This window comes from Aminobacter sp. MET-1, assembly GCF_026521175.1.
GTDB lineage: Bacteria > Pseudomonadota > Alphaproteobacteria > Rhizobiales > Rhizobiaceae > Aminobacter.
In genome coordinates this window covers 253,562-273,927 of record NZ_JAMSHL010000006.1, presented here as the reverse complement: position 1 = coordinate 273,927, position 20,366 = coordinate 253,562, and the positions used below count along the sequence as shown (strand labels likewise).

General features: G+C 63.1%; 16 protein-coding genes. 11 read left to right on the top strand and 5 right to left on the bottom strand.

Going from position 1 to position 20,366, the window contains the following annotated elements; translation table 11 throughout:
- Positions 1-9 precede the first annotated feature (9 nt).
- Positions 10-918 carry an MBL fold metallo-hydrolase gene (locus NDO48_RS11720; protein WP_018426905.1) on the bottom strand — a complete coding sequence of 303 codons (909 nt, stop codon included), beginning with the start codon at positions 916-918 and terminating at the stop codon, positions 10-12.
- Positions 919-1,040: 122 nt separating this feature from the next.
- Here NDO48_RS11720 and NDO48_RS11715 point away from each other — a divergent pair, with 122 nt between their 5' ends.
- The 5 genes from NDO48_RS11715 to cysQ all read left to right on the top strand — a co-directional run bounded on the left by NDO48_RS11715 (position 1,041) and on the right by cysQ (position 6,889).
- A complete protein-coding gene (locus tag NDO48_RS11715; protein WP_018426906.1) occupies positions 1,041-1,637 on the top strand; it encodes a biotin transporter BioY in 597 nt (198 codons plus the stop codon).
- Between the two features lie 82 nt (positions 1,638-1,719).
- Complete coding sequence (locus tag NDO48_RS11710; protein ID WP_267321493.1) at positions 1,720-2,727, top strand: NAD-dependent epimerase; 1,008 nt, start codon at positions 1,720-1,722, stop codon at positions 2,725-2,727.
- Positions 2,728-3,241: 514 nt separating this feature from the next.
- Positions 3,242-4,147, top strand: a complete 906-nt coding sequence (cysD, locus tag NDO48_RS11705) for a sulfate adenylyltransferase subunit CysD (RefSeq protein WP_026226972.1) — start codon at positions 3,242-3,244, stop codon at positions 4,145-4,147.
- A 2-nt stretch (positions 4,148-4,149) separates the two neighbouring features.
- Positions 4,150-6,087, top strand: a complete 1,938-nt coding sequence (cysN, locus tag NDO48_RS11700) for a sulfate adenylyltransferase subunit CysN (RefSeq protein WP_018426909.1) — start codon at positions 4,150-4,152, stop codon at positions 6,085-6,087.
- Complete coding sequence (cysQ, locus tag NDO48_RS11695; RefSeq protein WP_018426910.1) at positions 6,038-6,889, top strand: 3'(2'),5'-bisphosphate nucleotidase CysQ; 852 nt, start codon at positions 6,038-6,040, stop codon at positions 6,887-6,889. Before cysN ends, cysQ begins: the two co-directional genes overlap by 50 nt.
- An 89-nt stretch (positions 6,890-6,978) precedes the next feature.
- On the opposite strand, the gene NDO48_RS11690 is transcribed toward cysQ, so the two are convergent.
- From NDO48_RS11690 to NDO48_RS11675, 4 genes are all read right to left on the bottom strand, one after another.
- The gene (locus NDO48_RS11690) at positions 6,979-8,121 is read right to left on the bottom strand and encodes a DegT/DnrJ/EryC1/StrS family aminotransferase (protein WP_018426911.1); all 1,143 of its coding nucleotides are present in this window, start codon (positions 8,119-8,121) and stop codon (positions 6,979-6,981) included.
- Between the two features lie 234 nt (positions 8,122-8,355).
- Positions 8,356-9,279 (bottom strand): carbohydrate kinase family protein, encoded by a 924-nt coding sequence (locus tag NDO48_RS11685; RefSeq protein ID WP_018426912.1) that lies wholly within the window; start codon positions 9,277-9,279, stop codon positions 8,356-8,358.
- Positions 9,276-9,722 (bottom strand): RbsD/FucU family protein, encoded by a 447-nt coding sequence (locus NDO48_RS11680; protein ID WP_018426913.1) that lies wholly within the window; start codon positions 9,720-9,722, stop codon positions 9,276-9,278. The genes NDO48_RS11685 and NDO48_RS11680 overlap by 4 nt, the downstream gene beginning before the upstream one ends.
- A gap of 3 nt (positions 9,723-9,725) precedes the next feature.
- Positions 9,726-10,913, bottom strand: coding sequence for an ROK family transcriptional regulator (locus tag NDO48_RS11675; protein WP_018426914.1), 1,188 nt, complete (start codon positions 10,911-10,913; stop codon positions 9,726-9,728).
- A 274-nt stretch (positions 10,914-11,187) separates the two neighbouring features.
- On the opposite strand from NDO48_RS11675, the gene NDO48_RS11670 reads away from it, so the two are divergent.
- The 6 genes from NDO48_RS11670 (at position 11,188) to glgC (ending at position 20,363) form a co-directional block, all read left to right on the top strand.
- The gene (locus NDO48_RS11670; RefSeq protein WP_018426915.1) at positions 11,188-12,219 is read left to right on the top strand and encodes a sugar ABC transporter substrate-binding protein; all 1,032 of its coding nucleotides are present in this window, start codon (positions 11,188-11,190) and stop codon (positions 12,217-12,219) included.
- Between the two features lie 109 nt (positions 12,220-12,328).
- A complete protein-coding gene (locus NDO48_RS11665; RefSeq protein ID WP_018426916.1) occupies positions 12,329-13,411 on the top strand; it encodes an ABC transporter permease in 1,083 nt (360 codons plus the stop codon).
- Entirely contained in the window at positions 13,411-14,193 is a 783-nt protein-coding gene (locus NDO48_RS11660) for an ATP-binding cassette domain-containing protein (RefSeq protein ID WP_026226976.1), read from the top strand. The genes NDO48_RS11665 and NDO48_RS11660 overlap by 1 nt, the downstream gene beginning before the upstream one ends.
- Positions 14,194-14,348: 155 nt before the next feature.
- Positions 14,349-16,817: a glycogen/starch/alpha-glucan phosphorylase gene (locus NDO48_RS11655; protein WP_018426918.1), complete on the top strand. Its 2,469-nt coding sequence runs from the start codon at positions 14,349-14,351 to the stop codon at positions 16,815-16,817.
- A 52-nt stretch (positions 16,818-16,869) separates the two neighbouring features.
- On the top strand, positions 16,870-19,086 hold the full coding sequence (gene glgB, locus NDO48_RS11650; protein ID WP_267321492.1) for a 1,4-alpha-glucan branching protein GlgB: 2,217 nt from the start codon (positions 16,870-16,872) through the stop codon (positions 19,084-19,086).
- A gap of 14 nt (positions 19,087-19,100) precedes the next feature.
- Positions 19,101-20,363, top strand: a complete 1,263-nt coding sequence (glgC, locus tag NDO48_RS11645; protein WP_018426920.1) for a glucose-1-phosphate adenylyltransferase — start codon at positions 19,101-19,103, stop codon at positions 20,361-20,363.
- Positions 20,364-20,366: the final 3 nt, after the last annotated feature.

The window sequence follows — 20,366 nt, the reverse complement described above, 5'->3', positions numbered from 1 at the left end:
CTTCAGCGCCTATCTTGCCGGCAGATAGATGCCGGTTAGCGATGGAGCCTCGTCTGACGTTGCCTTGCCGCGCTCGACCAGATCTTCGAGATGGGCGAAGACCGACAGGCCGGCCGCGCCATAAAGGCGTGGGTCGGTGTCGCGGTAGATCGCCTTGACGATGTCGGGAATGGTGCGGTCGCCGGCATTCAATCGCTCGATGATGGCACGCTCGCGCATCTTCCGATGCGCCTTGAGGCCGCGCACGAACTTCTTAGGCGCGGTGACAGGACCGCCATGGCCAGGCAGGTAGATGCGGTCGTTGCGTTCGATCAGCTTGTCGAGCGAGGCCATGTAATCGGACATTGCTCCGTCGGGCGGTGCCACGATCGAGGTCGACCACGCCATCACATGGTCCGCCGAAAACAGGATGCCCGTGCCTTCGAGCGCGAAGGCCGCGTGATTCGCCGCGTGGCCCGGGGTCAGCACGGTGCAGATGCGCCAACCGTCGCCCTCGACCACCTCGCCGTCGCGGACGACGATGTCAGGCATGAAGTCCGTGTCGCTCGAGGCGTCCATTGCCGGAACCTCGCCGAGATGCAGCGGACGCGCCGAGCGGTGTGGGCCCTCGGCAACCGTCCTGGCGCCGGTCAGCGCCTTGAGCCGGGCGGCGAGCGGAGAGTGGTCGCGGTGGGTGTGGCTGACGAAGATGTGGCTGACTGGACGGCCCGCGATTGCCCGGATAAGCGCTTCGAGATGGGTATCGTCGTCGGGGCCTGGGTCGATGACCGCAAGCGTGTCGGTGCCCAGGATATAGCTGTTGGTGCCGTGGAAAGTGAAGGGGCTGGGATTGTTGACGGTCATCCGGGCCACCCCTTTGGCGATGGCGACGGCTTCGCCATAGGCAGGCTCGAAGCGTGTATCGAAATCAAGCGACATGGCCTGCCTATATCTGTGTGTTGCTCAGCCCGACGGCAAATTCGTTTGCCGCTTAGCACGGAAGACAATATAGGGAAAACCACGTCGGGCCTGCCCGCCGCTCTGAACACAAGGGGATTTACATGGCCGTTGCATCCAGCAATTCCACCGCGCTCATCTCTGCCGCGCTGCCCGAAAAGGGTGCGACGCGCCTTGCGACCCAGCTTCTGCTGGCCGTTGCCGGCTCGCTGCTGCTCGTTGCTTCGGCCAAGACCAAGGTCGTGCTCGGCCCGGTCGACATGTCGCTGCAGACGCTTGCCGTTCTCGGCATCGGCGCAGCCTTCGGCCTCCGTCTCGGCGTCGCAACGCTGATGCTTTACATGGCCCAGGGCGCTATGGGCTATCCGGTGTTCCAGAGCACGCCTGAGAAGGGCATTGGCATCGCCTACATGCTCGGCTCGACCGGCGGCTATCTGCTGGGCTTTGTCGCCATGGCCGCAATCGTCGGCTGGGCAGTCGACCGCGGCTGGGGCCGCAGCATCGTCAAGATGCTCGGCGCGATGCTCGTGGCCGAAGTCGTGATGATGGCGCTCGGCTTCTCCTGGCTTTCGCTGCTCATCGGCGCCGAGAAGTCCTGGCAGTTCGGCGTCGTGCCGTTCATCGTGCCGGACCTGATCAAGGTTGCGCTCGCCGCCGCCGCCGTGCCGGCGATCTGGGCGCTGATGCCCAAGAAGGGCTGATCGCTTCAATCGAGCGATGGATTTGCAGACGCTCCGGCCCTAGAAAGGCCGGGGCGTTTTGCATTTGAAGAGCAGTGAATTCATGACCGTTCTCGTCACCGGCACGGCCGGCTTTATCGGCTTCCATGTCGCCCGGCGTCTTTTGGCCGAGGGCTACGAGGTAGTCGGTTTCGACAACGTCACCGACTACTACGACACATCGTTGAAGCGGGCGCGGCTGGAACTGCTGGCCGCCCACAAGGACTTTCGCTTCATCGAAGCCAATCTCGCCGATGCGGATGCCGTGCGTTCGGCCTTTGCCTGCAAACCCGAATTCGTCGTCCATCTCGCCGCGCAGGCCGGCGTGCGCTACTCGCTCGAAAATCCGCAGACTTATGTCGACGCCAATGTCACCGGCTTCCTGAACATCCTCGAGAACTGCCGGGCGACGGCGCCCACGCATCTGCTCTATGCCTCATCCAGCTCGGTTTATGGCGGCAACAAGAAGCAGCCCTATTCGCCGCGCGACAGCGTCGACCATCCTGTCAGCCTCTATGCCGCCACCAAGAAGGCCAACGAATTGATGGCGCATACCTACAGCCATCTCTTCGGCGTACCGGCGACGGGACTGCGCTTCTTCACCGTCTATGGCCCGTGGGGCCGGCCCGATATGGCCTACTACAAGTTCACCAAGGCGATCTTCGCTGGCGAGGCCATCGACATCTACAACAATGGCGACATGTACCGCGACTTCACCTATGTCGACGACATTGTCGAAGGGATCGTGCGCCTGCTCGGCCGGCCTCCGGTTGCCGACCCCAACTACGATGTTGCTGCAGGCGGCGCGTCGGGCAGCTGGGCGCCACATCGGGTGGTCAATATCGGCAACCGCCGCAAGGAACATCTGATGGAGATGGTCCGCGTCCTCGAACGCGCAACCGGTCGCGAGGCGGTGAAGCGCTTCCTGCCGCTGCAGCCCGGCGACGTGCTCAGCACCTGGGCCGATGTCAGCGACCTTGAAGCACTGATCGGCGAACTGCCGCATACGCCGATCGAGGACGGGTTGCTGCGCTTTGTCGACTGGTACGGGCGTTATCACAAGGTGCAATAGCGCTTTGACGGGTAGAAATACTGGCCGCCGGCGCCCGGCGCTGCCGGCGACATTGCCCGGCGCCGCTCCCGTACGAAGCGAAGGTTGTTACGAACGACGGGGTGCGGGAGTGAGTGACATGCTTCGGCGTCTGCGATGGCATGACGAGGGGCATTCCAGGTTGGTCGTTTGTTCCAGGGCAGGCTGCTTCGATTGGCGTTGGCCAATGATAAGGCTGCCCGGCGAGGCGTGAACAAACACGCGAATCTATCCCTGCTTGCCAGGTGAAAATCGACACCGAGTTGCCGCTGCGGGGCTGGCGCGCCTTAGTCGCCATTCTTGCTGCCTGGCTGAATGTTTGGCCGCGTTTGGAAATGCATTCTCGCCAGCCGCGAGACAGGGGCAAAACAGACTTGCCCCGGCGTCCATTTTGGACTGCCTCGCCTTGAGACAGCAGGGAATTCTGGGAGACTGCGCGCAAGTGGACATGCGGGCGAAATCGTCCCGCGAACAGACCTATTTCGAAGGCTCCTCAATGCTTGCCAGACTGACGCATCTGGACCGTCTCGAAGCCGAGGCGATCCATATTTTCCGCGAGGTCGCGGCCACCTTTTCCAAGCCGGTGATGCTCTATTCCGTTGGCAAAGATTCCTCGGTGCTGCTGCACCTGGCGATGAAGGCCTTCTATCCGGCCAAGCCACCGTTCCCGTTCCTGCATGTCGACACGACCTGGAAGTTCCGCGAGATGATCGAGTTCCGCGACCAGATGGCGCGCGAGCTCGGCTTCGATCTCCTGGTCCACGTCAATCCCGACGGCGTGCGCGACAACATCAACCCGTTCGATCATGGTTCGAACACGCATACGCATGTGATGAAGACGGTCGGGTTGCGTCAGGCGCTCGACAAATATGGCTTCGACGCGGCCTTCGGCGGCGCCCGCCGCGACGAGGAGAAGTCGCGTGCCAAGGAGCGTATCTTCTCCTTCCGCAACGCCCAGCATGCCTGGGACCCGAAGAACCAGCGGCCGGAAATGTGGAAGATCTACAACACCCGCGTTTCACCGGGTGAGTCGATCCGTGTGTTTCCGCTCTCCAATTGGACCGAGCTCGATATCTGGCAGTATATCCTGCAGGAAAACATCCCGATCGTGCCGCTCTATTACGCCAAGCAGCGCCCTGTGGTCGAACGCGACGGCATGCTGATCCTGCGCGACGATGACCGCATGAAGCTGCGCCCCGGCGAGGTGGTGGAGAACCGGCTGGTGCGCTTCCGCACGCTTGGCTGCTACCCGCTGACCGGCGCCATCGACTCCGATGCCGACAGCCTCGAAGCCATCGTCAGCGAAATGCTGACCGCCCGCACCTCCGAACGGCAGGGTCGCCTGATCGACCGTGACGAAGCCGGCTCGATGGAAAAGAAGAAGCGCGAAGGGTACTTCTGATCATGCTGCATGCAGTTGCACCCGAGCCGGATGCCGTCGAAAGCGTCCGCGATTACCTCGCCGCCCAGGAGCAGAAGTCGCTGCTGCGCTTCCTCACCTGTGGATCGGTGGACGACGGCAAGTCGACGCTGATCGGCCGCCTCCTGTCCGACACCAAGCAGATATTCGAGGACCAGCTTGCGGCGCTCGAGCGCGATTCGCGCAAGCACGGCACGACCGGCGATGACGTCGATTTCGCGCTGCTGGTGGACGGGCTCGAAGCCGAGCGTGAGCAGGGCATCACCATCGATGTCGCCTATCGCTTCTTTGCCACGCCGAAGCGCAAGTTCATCGTCGCCGATACTCCCGGCCATGAGCAGTACACACGCAACATGGCGACCGGCGCCTCGACCGCCGACCTTGCCATCGTTTTGGTCGACGCCCGCCAGGGCGTGCTGCGCCAGACGCGTCGGCATTCGATCATCGCCTCGCTGCTGGGCATCCGTAACATCGTCGTCGCCATCAACAAGATCGATCTTGTCGGCTTCGACCCGAACGTCTTCCACCGCATCACTGCCGAGTACCAGGCCTTTGCCGCGAGCCTCGGCTTCAAGTCAATCGTACCGATCCCGATGTCGGCGCGTTATGGCGACAACGTCACCCGCCGCTCCGACAAGATGAACTGGTATGCCGGCCCGACGCTGATCGAGCATCTTGAGACTGTCGTGGTCGAGGAAGAGGTGGCCGAGCGGCCGTTCCGTTTCCCGGTACAATACGTCAACCGGCCCAATCTCGACTTCCGTGGCTTTGCCGGAACAATTGCCTCGGGCGCGATTTCGCAGGGCGACGAGATCGTCGTGGCCAAGTCCGGCAAGGCCTCCAAGGTCAGGCGCATAGTTGCCCATGGCGGCGATCTGCCAACCGCAGTCGCCGGCCAGGCGGTCACGCTGGTGCTCGACGACGAGGTCGAGGTGTCGCGCGGCAACGTGCTTGTGACGCCCGACGCCCGCCCGCATGTCGCCGACCAGTTTGCCGCCAATGTCGTCTGGTTCGACGAGGCAGCCATGCTGCCCGGTCGTTCCTACATACTGCGCACCGAGACCGACCAGGCGAGTGCCACGGTCACCGAGCTGCAGTACCGCGTCAACGTCAACGACTTCGCCCATGAGGCGGCCAAGTCGCTGGAGATGAACGAGGTCGGTGTCTGCAACATCTCGACCCAGTCGCCGCTTGCCTTCGACAACTTCGCCGAAGATCGCACCACCGGCGCCTTCATCCTGATCGACCGCATCACCAATGCCACCGTCGGCGCCGGCATGATCCTGAACCCGCTGCGCCGGGCAGGCAACATCCACTGGCAGTCGCTCGACATCACCCGCAAGGCGCGGGCCGACCTCAAGAACCAGCGCCCGTCGGTGCTGTGGTTCACCGGCCTGTCGGGTTCGGGCAAGTCGACGGTCGCCAACCTGCTTGAAAAGAAGCTGCACGCGGCCGGCAAGCACACCTACATCCTCGACGGCGACAATGTCCGCCACGGGCTGAACCGCGACCTCGGCTTCACTGATCAGGACCGGGTGGAAAACATCCGGCGCGTGGCCGAGGTTGCCAGGCTGATGGCCGATGCCGGCCTGATCGTGATCGTCTCGTTCATCTCGCCCTTCAAGGCCGAGCGCCGCATGGCGCGCGAGTTGCTGGGGCAGGGCGAATTTGTCGAGGTGTTCGTCGACACGCCCTTCGAGGAATGCGCCAAGCGCGATCCGAAGGGGCTTTATGCGCGGGCGCTGTCCGGGGCGATCAAGAACTTCACCGGCGTTGATTCACCCTATGAAACACCGGAGAATCCTGAGATTCATTTGCAGACTCTCGGCAAGACGCCCGAAGAGATGGTCGAAATTGTCGAGAACTGGCTGAATGAGCGTGACTTCGCAGAGCACCAATACGACGACGGCGGCGGCATCTGACGAAGCGATCCTGGAATTGTTCGAGCGCCTGGCGATCAACGCCGGGCGCGCGATCATGGAGGTCTACGACTCCCACATCGAGGTGACCGAGAAATCGGATGCGTCGCCGGTCACCCAGGCCGACAAGGCAGCGGAGAAGGTTATTCTCGCGGGCCTGCGCGCGGCGCTGCCCAGCGTCCCTTGCGTCTCGGAGGAGGAGATCGAGGAAGGCATCGTGCCGCCCGATCTCGGAGGCCTGTTCTTGCTCGTCGACCCGCTGGACGGCACCAAGGAGTTCGTCAAGCGCCGGACCGACTTCACAGTCAACATCGCGCTCATCCGCAATGGCGTGCCTGCAATCGGTGTCGTCTACGCACCGTGCAGCGGCCGCTTCTTTGCCGGCCGTCCCGGATGGGCCGAGGCGTTCGAGGTGATCGATGGCGTTCCGACCGGGCGCCACCAGATTCATGTGCGCGAGGGCCGAGAGCCGCTGACCATAGTTGCCAGCCGTTCGCACCTGACGCCGGAAACGGAAGCCTTCATCAAGAGGGTGCATGCCGCCGAGATCGTGTCAGTCGGCTCATCGCTGAAATTCTGCTTGCTGGCGACAGGGGAGGCGGATCTCTATCCGCGCTTCGGCCGTACGATGGAATGGGATACGGCGGCCGGCGATGCCGTGCTGCGCGCGGCCGGCGGCACCACCCACACGCTTGATGGTGCGCCGCTCGTCTATGGCAAGCGCAACCAGGCCGACGATGCGGATTTCGCCAATCCGCATTTCGTTTCGAGCGGCCTGATCGTCGACCCGGCCTTCATCTTCTGAACCAACCAAATGCAACGGCCCGAAAATCGAGATCGATTTTCGGGCCGTTGCATGTTTCATAACCTGGAGCGTCCTGCGTCGCTCGGCGCTTACTCGGCCGCGATCTTGGCCGAGTTCGAGCCGACGTAGTTGCGGATCGTGGTGATGATCCGGTCCTGGTCGGCTTCGCTGAGATAGGGGTGCATCGGCAGGCACAGGATGGTGCCCGGCACTGCTTCCGACACCGGCAGGCCGTTCGGCGTGCGCGGATAGTGGCTGTAGGCGACCTGCGTGTGCAGCGGCTTCACATAATAGATGACCGAGGGAATGCCCTGCTCCTGCAGGTGCTTCTTCAGGCCGTCGCGGTCGGCGGTCTCGATGGCGTACTGCGCCCAGGCCGAACGGCCGCCTGCGGGCGCTTTCGCCGCCTGGACGACATCGCCGAGACCGTCGGCATAACGCTGGGCAACGCGAGCACGCGCCTGCATTTCGTCTTCCAGGATCGCGAGCTTTTCGATCAGGATCGCGGCCTGCAACGTGTCGAGGCGCGAGTTCAGGCCGACATGGATGTTGTCGTACTGGGTCTCGCCCTTGCCATGGAAGGCGAAAGAGCGCAGGCGAGCCGCAAAGGCGTCGTCATTGGTGAACATCGCACCGCCGTCGCCATAGCAGCCGAGCGGCTTGGCCGGATAGAAGCTGGTGGCGCCGACATGACCGAAGGCGCCGCACATCTTGCCGTCCTGCGAGCCGCCGATGGACTGGGCGGCGTCCTCTATGACAAGCAGGTTTTCGCGCTTGGCGATGGCGTCGATGGCCGCGTAATCGGCCGCGGTGCCGAACAGGTCGACCGGAATGATCGCCTTGGGCTTGAGGCGGCCTTCGGCCTTGATCATGGCGATCGCGGCTTCGAGGCTCTCGATGGAGATGTTGTAGGTGTCGGGCTCGATGTCGACGAAGACCGGCTCGGCCTTGGCGAGCGCAACCACTTCGGCGGTGGCAGCAAAAGTGAAGCTCGGCACAAACACCGCGTCGCCAGGACCGATGCCGGAAGCCAGCAGTGGCAGCAGCAGTGCGTCGGTGCCATTGGCGCAGGCCACGACATGCTTGACACCGATATATTTGGCCAGCTGGTTCTCGAATTCGGTGACTTCAGGACCGAGGATGTAGCGGCCGTCGTCGACCACCTTGTCGATGGCCGCTTTCAGACGGTCGCGGATTCTTTCGCGCTGCGCGCCGAGATCGATAAACTGCATTCTCGCCCCAAACCCTTTGATTTTGTTCGGCTGCTGGATAGCAGAGTTGCAGTTGGCGAAAAAGGCGAGCGGCCTGCGGCATGTCAGGCGCGGCTTGCGTTCTTGTTACTTTCGGTTGCGACGATTTCGCGTGGAATTTGGCGGAAAAGCTGGACTTCCAGCGAACCGGCTGATGAGCCGGCTTGCCGAAACGAAACATAAAGTGATCGCGAAAACCGTCGGAAAACGCCTGAATCAGGCCAATTCGCGTCGCCAGGGCGGGTTCGCGCCCGCCCGCGAAACAGTCACCGCGGCAGCCCTCGCCCCGAGCGAAAGTGCGCCGTGGATCGTCTGTTCCGACAGCTCCGAAATGGCAGCCTTGGTCAGCGCCTTCTGGTCGTGCAGCGAGGCGAGCACACCGGCATTGAAGGTGTCGCCGGCGCCGACCGTGTCGACCACGGTCACCTTGTCGGGCGTCACCGAAACCTTGTGGCGGCGGCTGTAGCCGGTTGCGCCCTTGCTGCCGGCGGTGACGATCACCAGCCTCGGGCCGCTGTCCAGCCATCGCGCGGCGACGTCGTCCTGGCTGCCCGTCTCGCCGAACCAGGCGAGGTCCTCGTCGGACAGCTTGACGATATCGGCCATCTTGATCATCCGCTGCATGCGTTCGAGATGGTGCTGCTTGTCCTGGATGAAGCCCGGGCGGATGTTGGGGTCGAGCATGGCGACGCGCTTTCCGTGCTCGCGCCGCATCAGCGCTTCATAGGCCGCGCCGCAAGGCTCGGGGATCAGGCTGATCGCGCCGAACAGCATGGCGTCGATGTCGTCGCCGAGTGCCGGAAGGTCTGCGTCGGTGAGCATCCGTCCCGCGGTGTTCTCGTCATAGAAGGTGTAGGTGGCGTGGCCGTTGTCGAGCCGGACGAAGGCAAGCGTCGTCGGTCGGCCAGAGAGATTGGCGTAGCGCGAGCCGACATTACTTGCAGCCAGCACGTCGCGGATCTGCTGGCCGAAGAGGTCCGATGACAGCCCTGAGAAGAATTCCGTGGGCACGCCGAGGCGGCCAAGCGCGATTGCCGAGTTGAAGATCGCCCCGCCGGCATAGGGCGCGAAGGACGGTTCGCCCGCTGTGCTCTGCCGCGGCAGCATGTCGATGAGCGCTTCGCCGCAGCACAGGATCATGGCTTGTCAGTCCCCATTGGATAGATGACACCCTTGCGGATGATGACGTTGGCGTAGAGCCTCGGCTCGCTGGTGGCAATGATCGTGTGCGCCGCCTTTACACGCTCGTAGAAGGTGTTGCCGGCAAGCGGCACCACGGCGAAGCCGGGCACACGATGCGCACACACGGCTTCGATCTCGCCATGCACCGGATCGGACAGCGTAGGATCGCCCTTCACCGACGAGCGGAAGATCGCCTGGGGCACGAAATCGTCGACCGGCAGCACCTGAAGCACCGCATCGAGCACAGGGATTAGGTCAAGTCCGTCGGCACGGATGACACGGCGGCCATGCTCCAATGCCGGATAGTTGCCGTCGACGATGGCGATCTCGTCGCCATGGCCCATGGCGCGCAGGGTGAACAGCAGTTCGGGACCGAGAACGGACGGGATTCCGATCAGCATTGCTCAAGGTCCCCGGGAAAGAGCGGTCGCGCCGACCAGAAAGCGCTCGGAAAGTGGCAGGCTTGCGCCGCCGAGGGCGCGCGCGTGGATGCCGACGGTCCCCTCGCGCACTGAGGGCAGGCGCAGGCCCTCGACGTCGATCCTGCCGATGGCGGATTGCACCGCTTCGACGAGGCGAGCGCGGACGGTGGTGGGCATCCAGCCGTCGATGACGGCGCTATCGAAATCGATGACGGAGGCGGACGCGACGATGGCGTAGGCGAGCGCATCGCCTGCTCTCGCCAGCCAGTCGTCGAGTGCCGGGCCCAGTTCGCCCCATTCCTCGGGCGATGACCACAGGTGCGAGGCATCCGTGCCCTGATCGTTCAGCGCCTTTTCGAGCATGGCGATGGAGGCGACATCGATAAGCTGTGTCGGTCTGCCGCCGGGGCCGGGCACGGGCATGGAGCCCAGCGCACCGGCATTGCCCGACGGGCCGCTGTACAGCCTGCCGTTGAGCACCACGCCGCCGCCGGCGAAGGCGCCGATGTAGAAATAGACGAAGTCGCGCAGAGTGCCGATGTCGCCGAACACAAGCTCCGCGCCACAGGCCGAGGTGGCGTCGTTCTGAAGGTAGACAGGGAAGGGGACCAGTGCCTGCAGGTCGGTGCGCATGTCCAGGTTGCGCCACTCCTCCATCACTTCGCGCGGCGCGCCCGCCGTGTCGACCCAGTTCCACAGTTCGAACGGCATGGCCACGCCGAGGCCGGCGATGCGCTTGTCCTGCTCGCGCGTCAGGCTGGCCCGCATCTGGGCGATGCCCGAGCGGACGAACTCGATCGTGTCGCGCGGGGCAGGGTAGCGATAGGAGCTCTGCAGCATCGCCCTGATGTTGCCGAGGAAGTCGATGAGCACGAGTTCGGCGCTGCGGCGGCCGATCTTGAGGCCGATGAAGAAGGCACCTTCGGGGTTGAGCGCCATCGGAATGGAAGGCTGACCGATCTTGCCGCGGATCGGTTCCTGGCGCAGCAGCAGCCCTTCGACTTCCAGCTCGCGCATGATGACGGAGACGGTCTGCGCCGACAGGCCGGTCATGCGCGCAATGTCGGATTTGGCCAGCGCGCCGCTCTGCCGGACAAGTGACAGCACCAGCCGCTCGTTGTGGTCGCGCATGCCGCTCTGGTTGGTGCCGCGCAAATGCTGGCCCTCCATCGCCTCCGGCGAACCGTACTTAATGCTCCCGGCCTCCACCGGCTTCCTCCGTCATTCCCGCGGTTCTGCCTCAAAAATCCGCAGTGTTCTTTTGGGGCAGAATGCGGCTGGCATGCAATCCTGTCAATAATAAATAAGAGTGATTTAATTATTGACTCACTCGTTCGATTGGTGTTTCGTTGGTGCCGGATACTCGACTGGGAAGAGTGCATGAGTGTCCTGGGCGGTGCCCCGATGATGGGGCCGCATGGTTTGTTTTTGGGAGGAGTACCCGATGAAATTTTCAGTTCTGAAGACGACTGTCTTTGGTGCGGCGGTTGCCGCGCTCGCAGGCATTGCTGCACCTGCATCGGCTGCCGATGTCGGCGCGTGCCTGATCACGAAGACCGATACCAATCCCTTCTTCGTCAAGATGAAGGAAGGTGCGACCGCCAAGGCCAAGGAGATCGGCGTCAATCTCAAGACCTACGCCGGCAAGATCGACGGCGACAGCGAGAGCCAGGTCGCGGCCATCGAGACCTGCATTGCCGACGGCGCCAAGGGCATCCTGATCACTGCTTCCGACACCAAGGGCATCGTGCCTGCGGTCAAGAAGGCGCGCGACGCCGGCATCCTGGTCATTGCACTCGACACTCCGCTTGAGCCGGCTGACTCGGCCGACGCCACCTTCGCCACCGACAACCTGCTAGCCGGCAAGCTGATCGGCCAGTGGGCGGCCGCAACCCTCGGCGACAAGGTCAAGGACGCCAAGGTTGCCTTCCTCGATCTGACGCCGTCGCAGCCGACGGTCGACGTGCTGCGCGACCAGGGCTTCATGATGGGCTTCGGTATCGACGTGAAGGACCCCAACAAGATCGGCGACGAGGACGATCCGCGCATCGTCGGTCACGACGTCACCAACGGCAACGAAGAGGGCGGCCGCAAGGCCATGGAAAACCTTCTCCAGAAGGACCCTTCCATCAACGTCGTCCACACCATCAACGAGCCTGCCGCTGCCGGCGCCTATGAGGCGCTGAAGGCTGTCGGTATGGAAAAGAACGTGCTGATCGTCTCCGTCGACGGCGGCTGCCCAGGCGTCAAGAACGTCGAGGCCGGCGTCATCGGTGCCACCTCGCAGCAATATCCGCTGCTGATGGCATCGCTCGGCATCGAGGCGATCAAGAAGTTCGCCGACAGCGGCGAGAAGCCCAAGCCGACCGAAGGCAAGAGCTTCTTCGACACCGGCGTGGCGCTGGTGACCGACAAGCCCGCCAAGGGTGTCGAGTCGATCGACGTAAAGACCGGCCTGTCCAAGTGCTGGGGTTGATCTGATCGCCTGACGGCGTGACACTCTCTTGCAGACGGAGGGCGGCCAGTCCCCTTGGTCGCCCTTCCTGCAAGAGGGATGCAAAGTCCCTCAACGGGAGGAATTCGATATGTCTGACGCTTCGGCAGATGCCAGGCGGCCGCAAGAGTTCGAGAAGGTTCTCTCGGGCAGCGACACGTCGGTGGCAAGTTTCGACACCCATACCCGCTCGACGGTCGAGAAGATCCAGCACTTCCTGCACTCGAACCCGGCTGCCGTGCCGCTGATCGTGCTTGTTGCCTCGCTGGCGGCTTTCGGCCTCATCATCGGCACAAAATTCTTCTCCGCCTTCTCGATGACGCTGATCCTCCAGCAGGTGGCTATCACGGGCGTCATCGGTGCGGCGCAGACGCTTGTCATCCTGACGGCCGGCATCGATCTGTCGGTCGGCGCGATCATGGTGCTGTCGTCGGTGGTGATGGGCCAGTTCACCTTCCGCTACGGTCTGCCGCCGTCACTCGCCATCCTCTGCGGTTTCGGCGTCGGTGCCTTGTGCGGCTGGATCAACGGCGCGCTCGTCGCCTACATGAGGCTGCCGCCGTTCATCGTCACCCTCGGCATGTGGCAGATCGTGCTGGCCTCGAACTTCCTCTACTCGGCCAACGAGACGATCCGCTCGCAGGACATAGAGGCGCAGGCGCCGATCCTCCAGTTCTTCGCTCACAATTTCAGGGTGGGCAATGCCGTCTTCACCTATGGCGTGGTCGCCATGGTGCTGCTGGTGGCCGTGCTCTGGTATGTGCTCAACCACACCGCCTGGGGTCGGCACGTTTATGCCATCGGCGACGACCCTGAAGCAGCACAGTTGTCCGGCGTGCGCGTCAAGAAAGTGCTGATCTCGGTCTATGTGATTTCGGGTCTGATCTGCGCGCTTGGTGGCTGGGTTCTCATCGGCCGCATCGGTTCGGTTTCGCCGACCGCCGGCCAGTTCGCCAACATCGAATCCATCACCGCCGTGGTGATCGGCGGTATCTCGCTCTTCGGCGGACGCGGGTCGATCCTGGGCATGCTGTTCGGCGCGCTCATCGTCGGCGTCTTCCAGCTCGGACTGCGCCTGATCGGCACCGATCCGCAATGGACCTACCTGTTGATCGGCGTGCTCATCATCGCAGCCGTTGCCGTCGACCAGTGGATCAGAAAGGTTGCAGGCTGATGTCTACCGAACCTCTTCTCACCGCCCGCGGGTTGGTCAAGCGTTATGGTCGCGTGACCGCCCTCGATCAGGCCGATTTCGACCTCTATCCCGGCGAAATACTCGCTGTGATCGGCGACAACGGCGCTGGCAAGTCGTCGCTCATCAAGGCGATCTCCGGCGCCATCACGCCCGACGAAGGCGAGATCCGCCTCGAAGGCAAGGTGGTCAACTTCAAGGCGCCGATGGAGGCGCGCGACGCCGGCATCGAGACGGTCTATCAGAACCTCGCTCTGTCGCCGGCGCTGTCGATCGCCGACAACATGTTCCTCGGTCGCGAAATCCGTAAGCCAGGTATCCTGGGCAATTGGTTTCGCATGCTCGATCGCTCGGCGATGGAAAAGCGGGCGCGCGACAAGCTGACCGAGCTCGGCCTGATGACCATCCAGAACATCGGCCAAGCCGTCGAGACGTTGTCGGGCGGCCAGCGCCAGGGCGTCGCCGTGGCGCGTGCCGCTGCCTTCGGCTCGAAGGTCGTCATCATGGATGAGCCGACAGCGGCCCTCGGCGTCAAGGAAAGCCGCCGGGTTTTGGAACTCATCCTCGACGTCAAGCGCCGTGGTCTGCCGATCGTGCTGATCTCGCACAACATGCCGCATGTCTTCGAGGTGGCGGATCGCATCCATATCCACCGGCTCGGGCGGCGTCTCACCGTCATCGATCCCAAGGAGTACACGATGTCGGATGCAGTCGCCTTCATGACCGGCGCCAAGAAGCCGCCGGAGGCCGCGCTCGCTGCCTGACCACAACCTGAAATCTCCGCGTCGCGGGATTGACGCGGAGATTTAAATCGATTGGAATTGTATTCGTTGCATCTAAGATGAGATCGGGAGGATAGGTGTCGGCGAGGGAGGTAAGTGACAAGGTTGCCCAACTGGCTAACTACGCGAGAGGCAAGATGACCCGCGCAGAGACCCCTGAAATCACCCGGTTACCGCTGGGAAACACCAGTCCCGAGGCGCTCGCCGCCGAAATCCTCCAGGCTCTCAAATACCGGCTCGGCAAGGACGCCACGGTTGCCACTGACCACGACTGGCTGACCGCCTCGATCAAGGTCGTCCGCGACCGCATCGTCGACCAATGGATTTCCTCGACCAAGGAATCCTACGAAAAGAGCGCCAAGCGGGTTTATTACCTGTCGCTTGAGTTCCTGATCGGCCGCCTGATGCGGGACGCGTTCTCGAATCTCGGCCTGATGGAGGCGATGCGCGAAGCGTTGGCCTCGCTCGGCGTCGAATTCGACGTCATCGCCAAGCTCGAGCCCGATGCCGCACTCGGCAACGGCGGCCTCGGCCGGCTCGCCGCCTGCTTTATGGAGAGCATGGCGACCGTCGATGTTCCTGCCCATGGCTACGGCATCCGCTATGCCAACGGCATGTTCCGTCAGGAAATCCATGGCGGCTGGCAGGTCGAGCTGCCGGAGACCTGGCTGGAACACGGCAACCCCTGGGAGTTCGAGCGCCGCGAGCGCGCATTCGAGGTCGGCTTCGGCGGTTCGGTGGAATCGATCACATCAAAGGACGGCCGGCTCGAGCGCCATGTCTGGAAGCCGATCGAACATATGCTGGCGGTTGCCTATGACACACCTGTCGTCGGCTGGCGCGGCGCGCGGGTGAACACGCTGCGCCTGTGGTCGGGCATGCCGGTCGATCCCATCCTGCTCGACAAGTTCAACGCCGGTGATCACATCGGTGCACTCGCCGAGAGCAACAAGGCTGACGCCCTGTCTCGCGTTCTCTATCCGGCGGATGCGACGCCGGCGGGCCAGGAGCTCAGGCTCCGACAGGAGTATTTCTTCTCGACCGCTTCGCTGCAGGACATCCTCCAGCGCCATCTCAGCCAGTATGGCGATCTGCTGTCGCTGCCGGAAAAGGCGGCGATCCATCTGAACGACACCCATCCCGCGGTCGCCGTTCCCGAGCTGATGCGCTTGCTGATGGACGTCCACGGCCTCGACTTCGACACGGCATGGGGCCTGACCAAGCGTACCTTCGCCTACACCAACCACACGCTGCTGCCCGAGGCGCTGGAAAGCTGGCCGGTGCCGCTGTTCGAGCGCCTGCTGCCGCGCCATATGCAGATCGTCTATGCGATCAACGCCGAGGTGCTGCTCGAAGCGCGGGCGACGGGCAAGTTCGACGACGGCCAGATCATCCGCATCTCGCTGATCCAGGAGGATGGCGGCCGGCGCGTGCGCATGGGCAACCTGGCCTTTGTCGGCTCGCACAGCGTCAATGGCGTGTCAGCGCTGCACACCGAACTGATGAAGGAGACGGTGTTCGCCGACCTGCATCGGCTCTATCCCGACCGCATCAACAACAAGACCAACGGCATCACGCCGCGCCGCTGGCTGATCCAGTGCAATCCCGGCCTGACCGGATTGGCGCGCGAGGCGATCGGCGACCGTTTCCTCGACGATATCGATGCGATCCGCGATCTCGATCCGCTTGCGGGCGACGCTGCCTTCCGCGAGAGGTTCGCGGCGGTGAAGCGGGCCAACAAGGAGCGCCTGTCGAACCTTGTTGCCGAACGGCTGGGCATCAGGGTCGATCCGTCGGCGCTATTCGACATCCAGATCAAGCGCATTCACGAGTACAAGCGCCAGTTGCTCAACATCATCGAGGCGGTGGCGCTCTACGATCAGATCCGCTCGCATCCAGAGCGCGACTGGATCCCGCGCGTCAAGTTCTTCGGCGGCAAGGCGGCACCCAGCTACCACAACGCCAAGCTGATCATCAAATTGGCCAATGACGTGGCCAAGGTCATCAATTACGACCCCTCGGTGCGCGGCTTGCTGAAGGTCGTGTTCGTGCCGAACTACAATGTCAGCGCGGCCGAAATCCTGATGCCGGCGGCCGACCTGTCGGAGCAGATATCGACGGCTGGCATGGAGGCGTCGGGCACCGGCAACATGAAGTTCGCGCTCAATGGGGCGCTGACCATCGGCACGCTCGATGGTGCCAATGTCGAGATCAAGGAGCATGTCGGCGACGACAACATCTTCATCTTCGGCCTGACCGCTGAGGAAGTCGCCGAGCGTCGCAGCAACGGCTACCAGCCGGGCGCCGTGATCGATGCGTCGCCGGAGCTCAAGCAGGCGGTGGCGGCGATTTCGTCAGGCGTGTTCTCGCCTGACGATCCGAGCCGCTATCGCGATCTCATGGACGGCCTCTACCAGCACGACTGGTTCATGGTCGCTGCCGATTTCGACGCCTATGCGGCGATGCAGAGGCAGGTCGACACGGTCTGGCGCGACAGTCCCGACTGGTACGCCCGCGCCATCCGCAACGTCGCCCGCGTCGGCTGGTTCTCCTCGGACCGGACCATTCGTCAATATGCGAAAGAAATCTGGAACGTACCCGCCTGATGTGATTGCATGACCTAACCTCGCGACGATCCTTGGGAGGGGACGCCTCAACATGAACAAGCCGCGCGCGGCCGCCGAGACCAAGCCGGAGTTCGCAAGAGCTTCAAAGGGCGATATCGAGGCGATCGTCAACGGCACTCATGGCGATCCTTTCGCGGTGCTCGGGCTTCAGGAGGCAGGCAAGGCCTTCATTGCGCGTTGCTTCATCCCGCATGCGGAGACGGTCACTGCGCATACACTGCAAGGCAAGGCATGCGGTGAGCTGGAGCGCGTCAGTGACGACGGCTTCTTCGAAGGCAAGCTTTCGATCCGCAAGCGCCAGCCGCTCAAATATCATGCCCGCAATGCCGGCGGCGACTGGTGGGTCACTGACGCCTACAGCTTCGGCCCGGTGCTTGGACCGATGGACGACTACTTCATCTCCGAAGGGTCGCACCGGCGGCTGTTCGACAAGCTTGGCGCCCATCTGATTTCGCATGAGGGCGCAAGCGGCACCCATTTCGCCGTCTGGGCGCCAAATGCGCATCGCGTGTCGGTGGTCGGCGATTTCAACGAATGGGACGGCCGTCGCCATCCGATGCGCAATCGCCAGGACACCGGTATCTGGGAGATATTCATTCCCGATATCGGCCCGGGCAGGCCCTACAAATTCGAGATCATCGGCGCGCGCGGTGTGCGCCTGCCGCTCAAGGCCGACCCGTTCGCCTTCCGCTCGGAACTGCGGCCTGCGACCGCTTCGGTGACCGCAGCGCCCCTGGATCACCAATGGGGCGACGACAAGCACCGCGCCTATTGGCGCAGCACCGACCAGCGCCGCGAGCCGATCAGCATCTATGAGGTTCATGCCGGCTCGTGGCAGCGCGGCGACGATGGCTCGTTCCTGTCATGGGACGAGATGGCCGACAGGCTTATCCCTTATGTGATCGAGACCGGCTTTACCCATATCGAGTTTCTACCGATTTCGGAGCATCCCTACGATCCGTCCTGGGGTTACCAGACGACGGGGCTCTACGCGCCCAGCGCCCGTTTCGGTGACCCCGACGGTTTCGCCCGTTTCGTCGACGGCGCCCATCGCGCCGGGGTCGGCGTCATCCTCGACTGGGTGCCGGCGCATTTCCCTGTCGACGAGCATGGCCTGGCGCATTTCGACGGGACGGCACTTTACGAGCACGCCGACCCGCGGCAGGGCTTCCATCCCGACTGGAACACGGCGATCTACAATTTCGGCCGTCGCGAAGTGGTCTCGTTCCTCGTCAACAACGCGCTCTACTGGGCCGAAAAATACCATGTCGACGGCCTGCGCGTGGATGCGGTGGCTTCGATGCTGTACCTCGACTACTCGCGCAAGGAAGGCGAGTGGATCCCCAACGAATTCGGCGGCCGCGAGAACTTGGAGGCGGTGCGCTTCCTGCAGAAGATGAATGCAGCTGTATATGGCGCCCACGCCGGCGTGATGACGATCGCCGAGGAATCGACCTCCTGGCCGAAGGTGTCGCAGCCGGTGCATGAGGGCGGACTGGGCTTCGGCTTCAAGTGGAACATGGGCTTCATGCACGACACGCTGGAGTACCTGTCGAAGGAGCCGGTCCACCGCAAGCACCACCACAACGAGATCACCTTCGGTCTGCTCTACGCCTTCAGCGAGAATTTCGTGCTGCCGCTGTCCCATGACGAGGTGGTCCACGGCAAGGGCACGCTGCTCAACAAGATGGCTGGCGACGACTGGCAGAAATTTGCGACCCTTCGCGCCTACTACGCCTTCATGTGGGGCTATCCCGGCAAGAAGCTGCTGTTCATGGGGCAGGAGTTTGCTCAGCGCTCGGAATGGAGCGAGGAGAGGGCGCTTGACTGGAACCTGCTCGACTTCGCCCCGCATCGTGGCGTCCGGCAGCTGGTGCGCGACCTCAACTATCTCTACCGCTCGCGGCCGGCGCTCCATGCCCGCGACTGCGAGCCAGAGGGGTTCGAGTGGCTGATCGTCGACGACGCCAAGAATTCGGTCTTTGCCTGGCTGCGCAAGGCGCCCGGCGGCGCGCCGATCGCCGTGATCTCCAATTTCACGCCGGTGCCGCGTGACAATTATCGCGTGCCGCTGCCCCAGGCCGGCAAGTGGCGGGAAATCTTCAATTCGGACGCGCTCGTTTATGGCGGGTCCGGCAAGGGCAACAGCGGCATGGTCACGGCCAGCCAGGCGGATGGAGGAGGGGCGGCCGCGACGCTGCTTCTGCCGCCGCTGGCGACGGTCATGCTGGAATTTGTGGCGGACTGAGCAGGGAGGATGCCATGGAACTGAAGAGAAACCAGCCACTGGCCCGCGATGCCATGGCCTATGTGCTGGCCGGTGGCCGTGGCAGTCGGCTGAAGGAGCTCACCGACCGGCGCGCCAAGCCCGCGGTCTATTTCGGCGGCAAGACGCGCATCATCGACTTCGCCCTGTCCAACGCGCTGAATTCCGGCATCCGCCGCCTCGGCGTCGCCACCCAGTACAAGGCGCATTCGCTGATCCGCCATCTGCAGCGCGGCTGGAACTTCCTAAGGCCGGAACGAAACGAAAGCTTCGACATCCTGCCTGCCAGCCAGCGTGTTTCGGAAACGCAATGGTACGAAGGCACCGCCGACGCGGTGTACCAGAACATCGACATCATCGAGGCCTACGGCCCCGAATACATGGTCATCCTCGCCGGCGACCACATCTACAAGATGGATTATGAGCTGATGCTGCGCCAGCACGTCGATGCCGGCGCCGACGTCACCGTTGGCTGCCTGGAAGTGCCGCGCATGGAGGCGACCGGTTTCGGCGTCATGCATGTCGACAAGAAGGACAACATCATTTCCTTCATCGAGAAGCCGGCCGATCCGCCCGGCATTCCCGACAATCCCGAATTGGCGTTGGCCTCGATGGGCATCTACGTCTTCAAGACCAAGTTCCTGATGGAGCAGTTGCGCCGCGACGCCGCCGAGCCGGACTCGAGCCGCGACTTCGGCAAGGATATCATCCCTTACATCGTCCAGCACGGTAAGGCAGTGGCGCACCGCTTTACCAAGTCCTGCGTGCGCTCGACGGCGGAGGCTGCACCGTACTGGCGCGACGTCGGAACAGTCGACGCCTATTGGGAAGCCAATATCGACCTGACCGATGTTACGCCGGAACTTGATCTTTATGATCGCGACTGGCCGATCTGGACCTATGCGGAACTGACGCCGCCGGCCAAGTTCGTCCACGATGAGGACGGCCGGCGCGGACAGGCGATTTCTTCGCTTGTCTCCGGCGACTGCATTGTGTCAGGCGCATCGCTGAAGCGCAGCCTGATCTTCACAGGTGCGCGCATCAATTCCTTCGCCTCGCTCGAGGACGTGGTGATGCTGCCGGCCTGTCATGTCGGCCGCAATGCCCATCTTAAAAGAGTTGTCATCGATCACGGCGTACACATCCCCGAAGGGCTGGTCGTCGGCGAGGACCCGGTGCTGGATGCCAAGCGCTTCCGGGTCTCCGAAAAGGGCATCTGCCTGATCACCCAGGACATGATCAACAGGCTGGAGCTTTAGCCG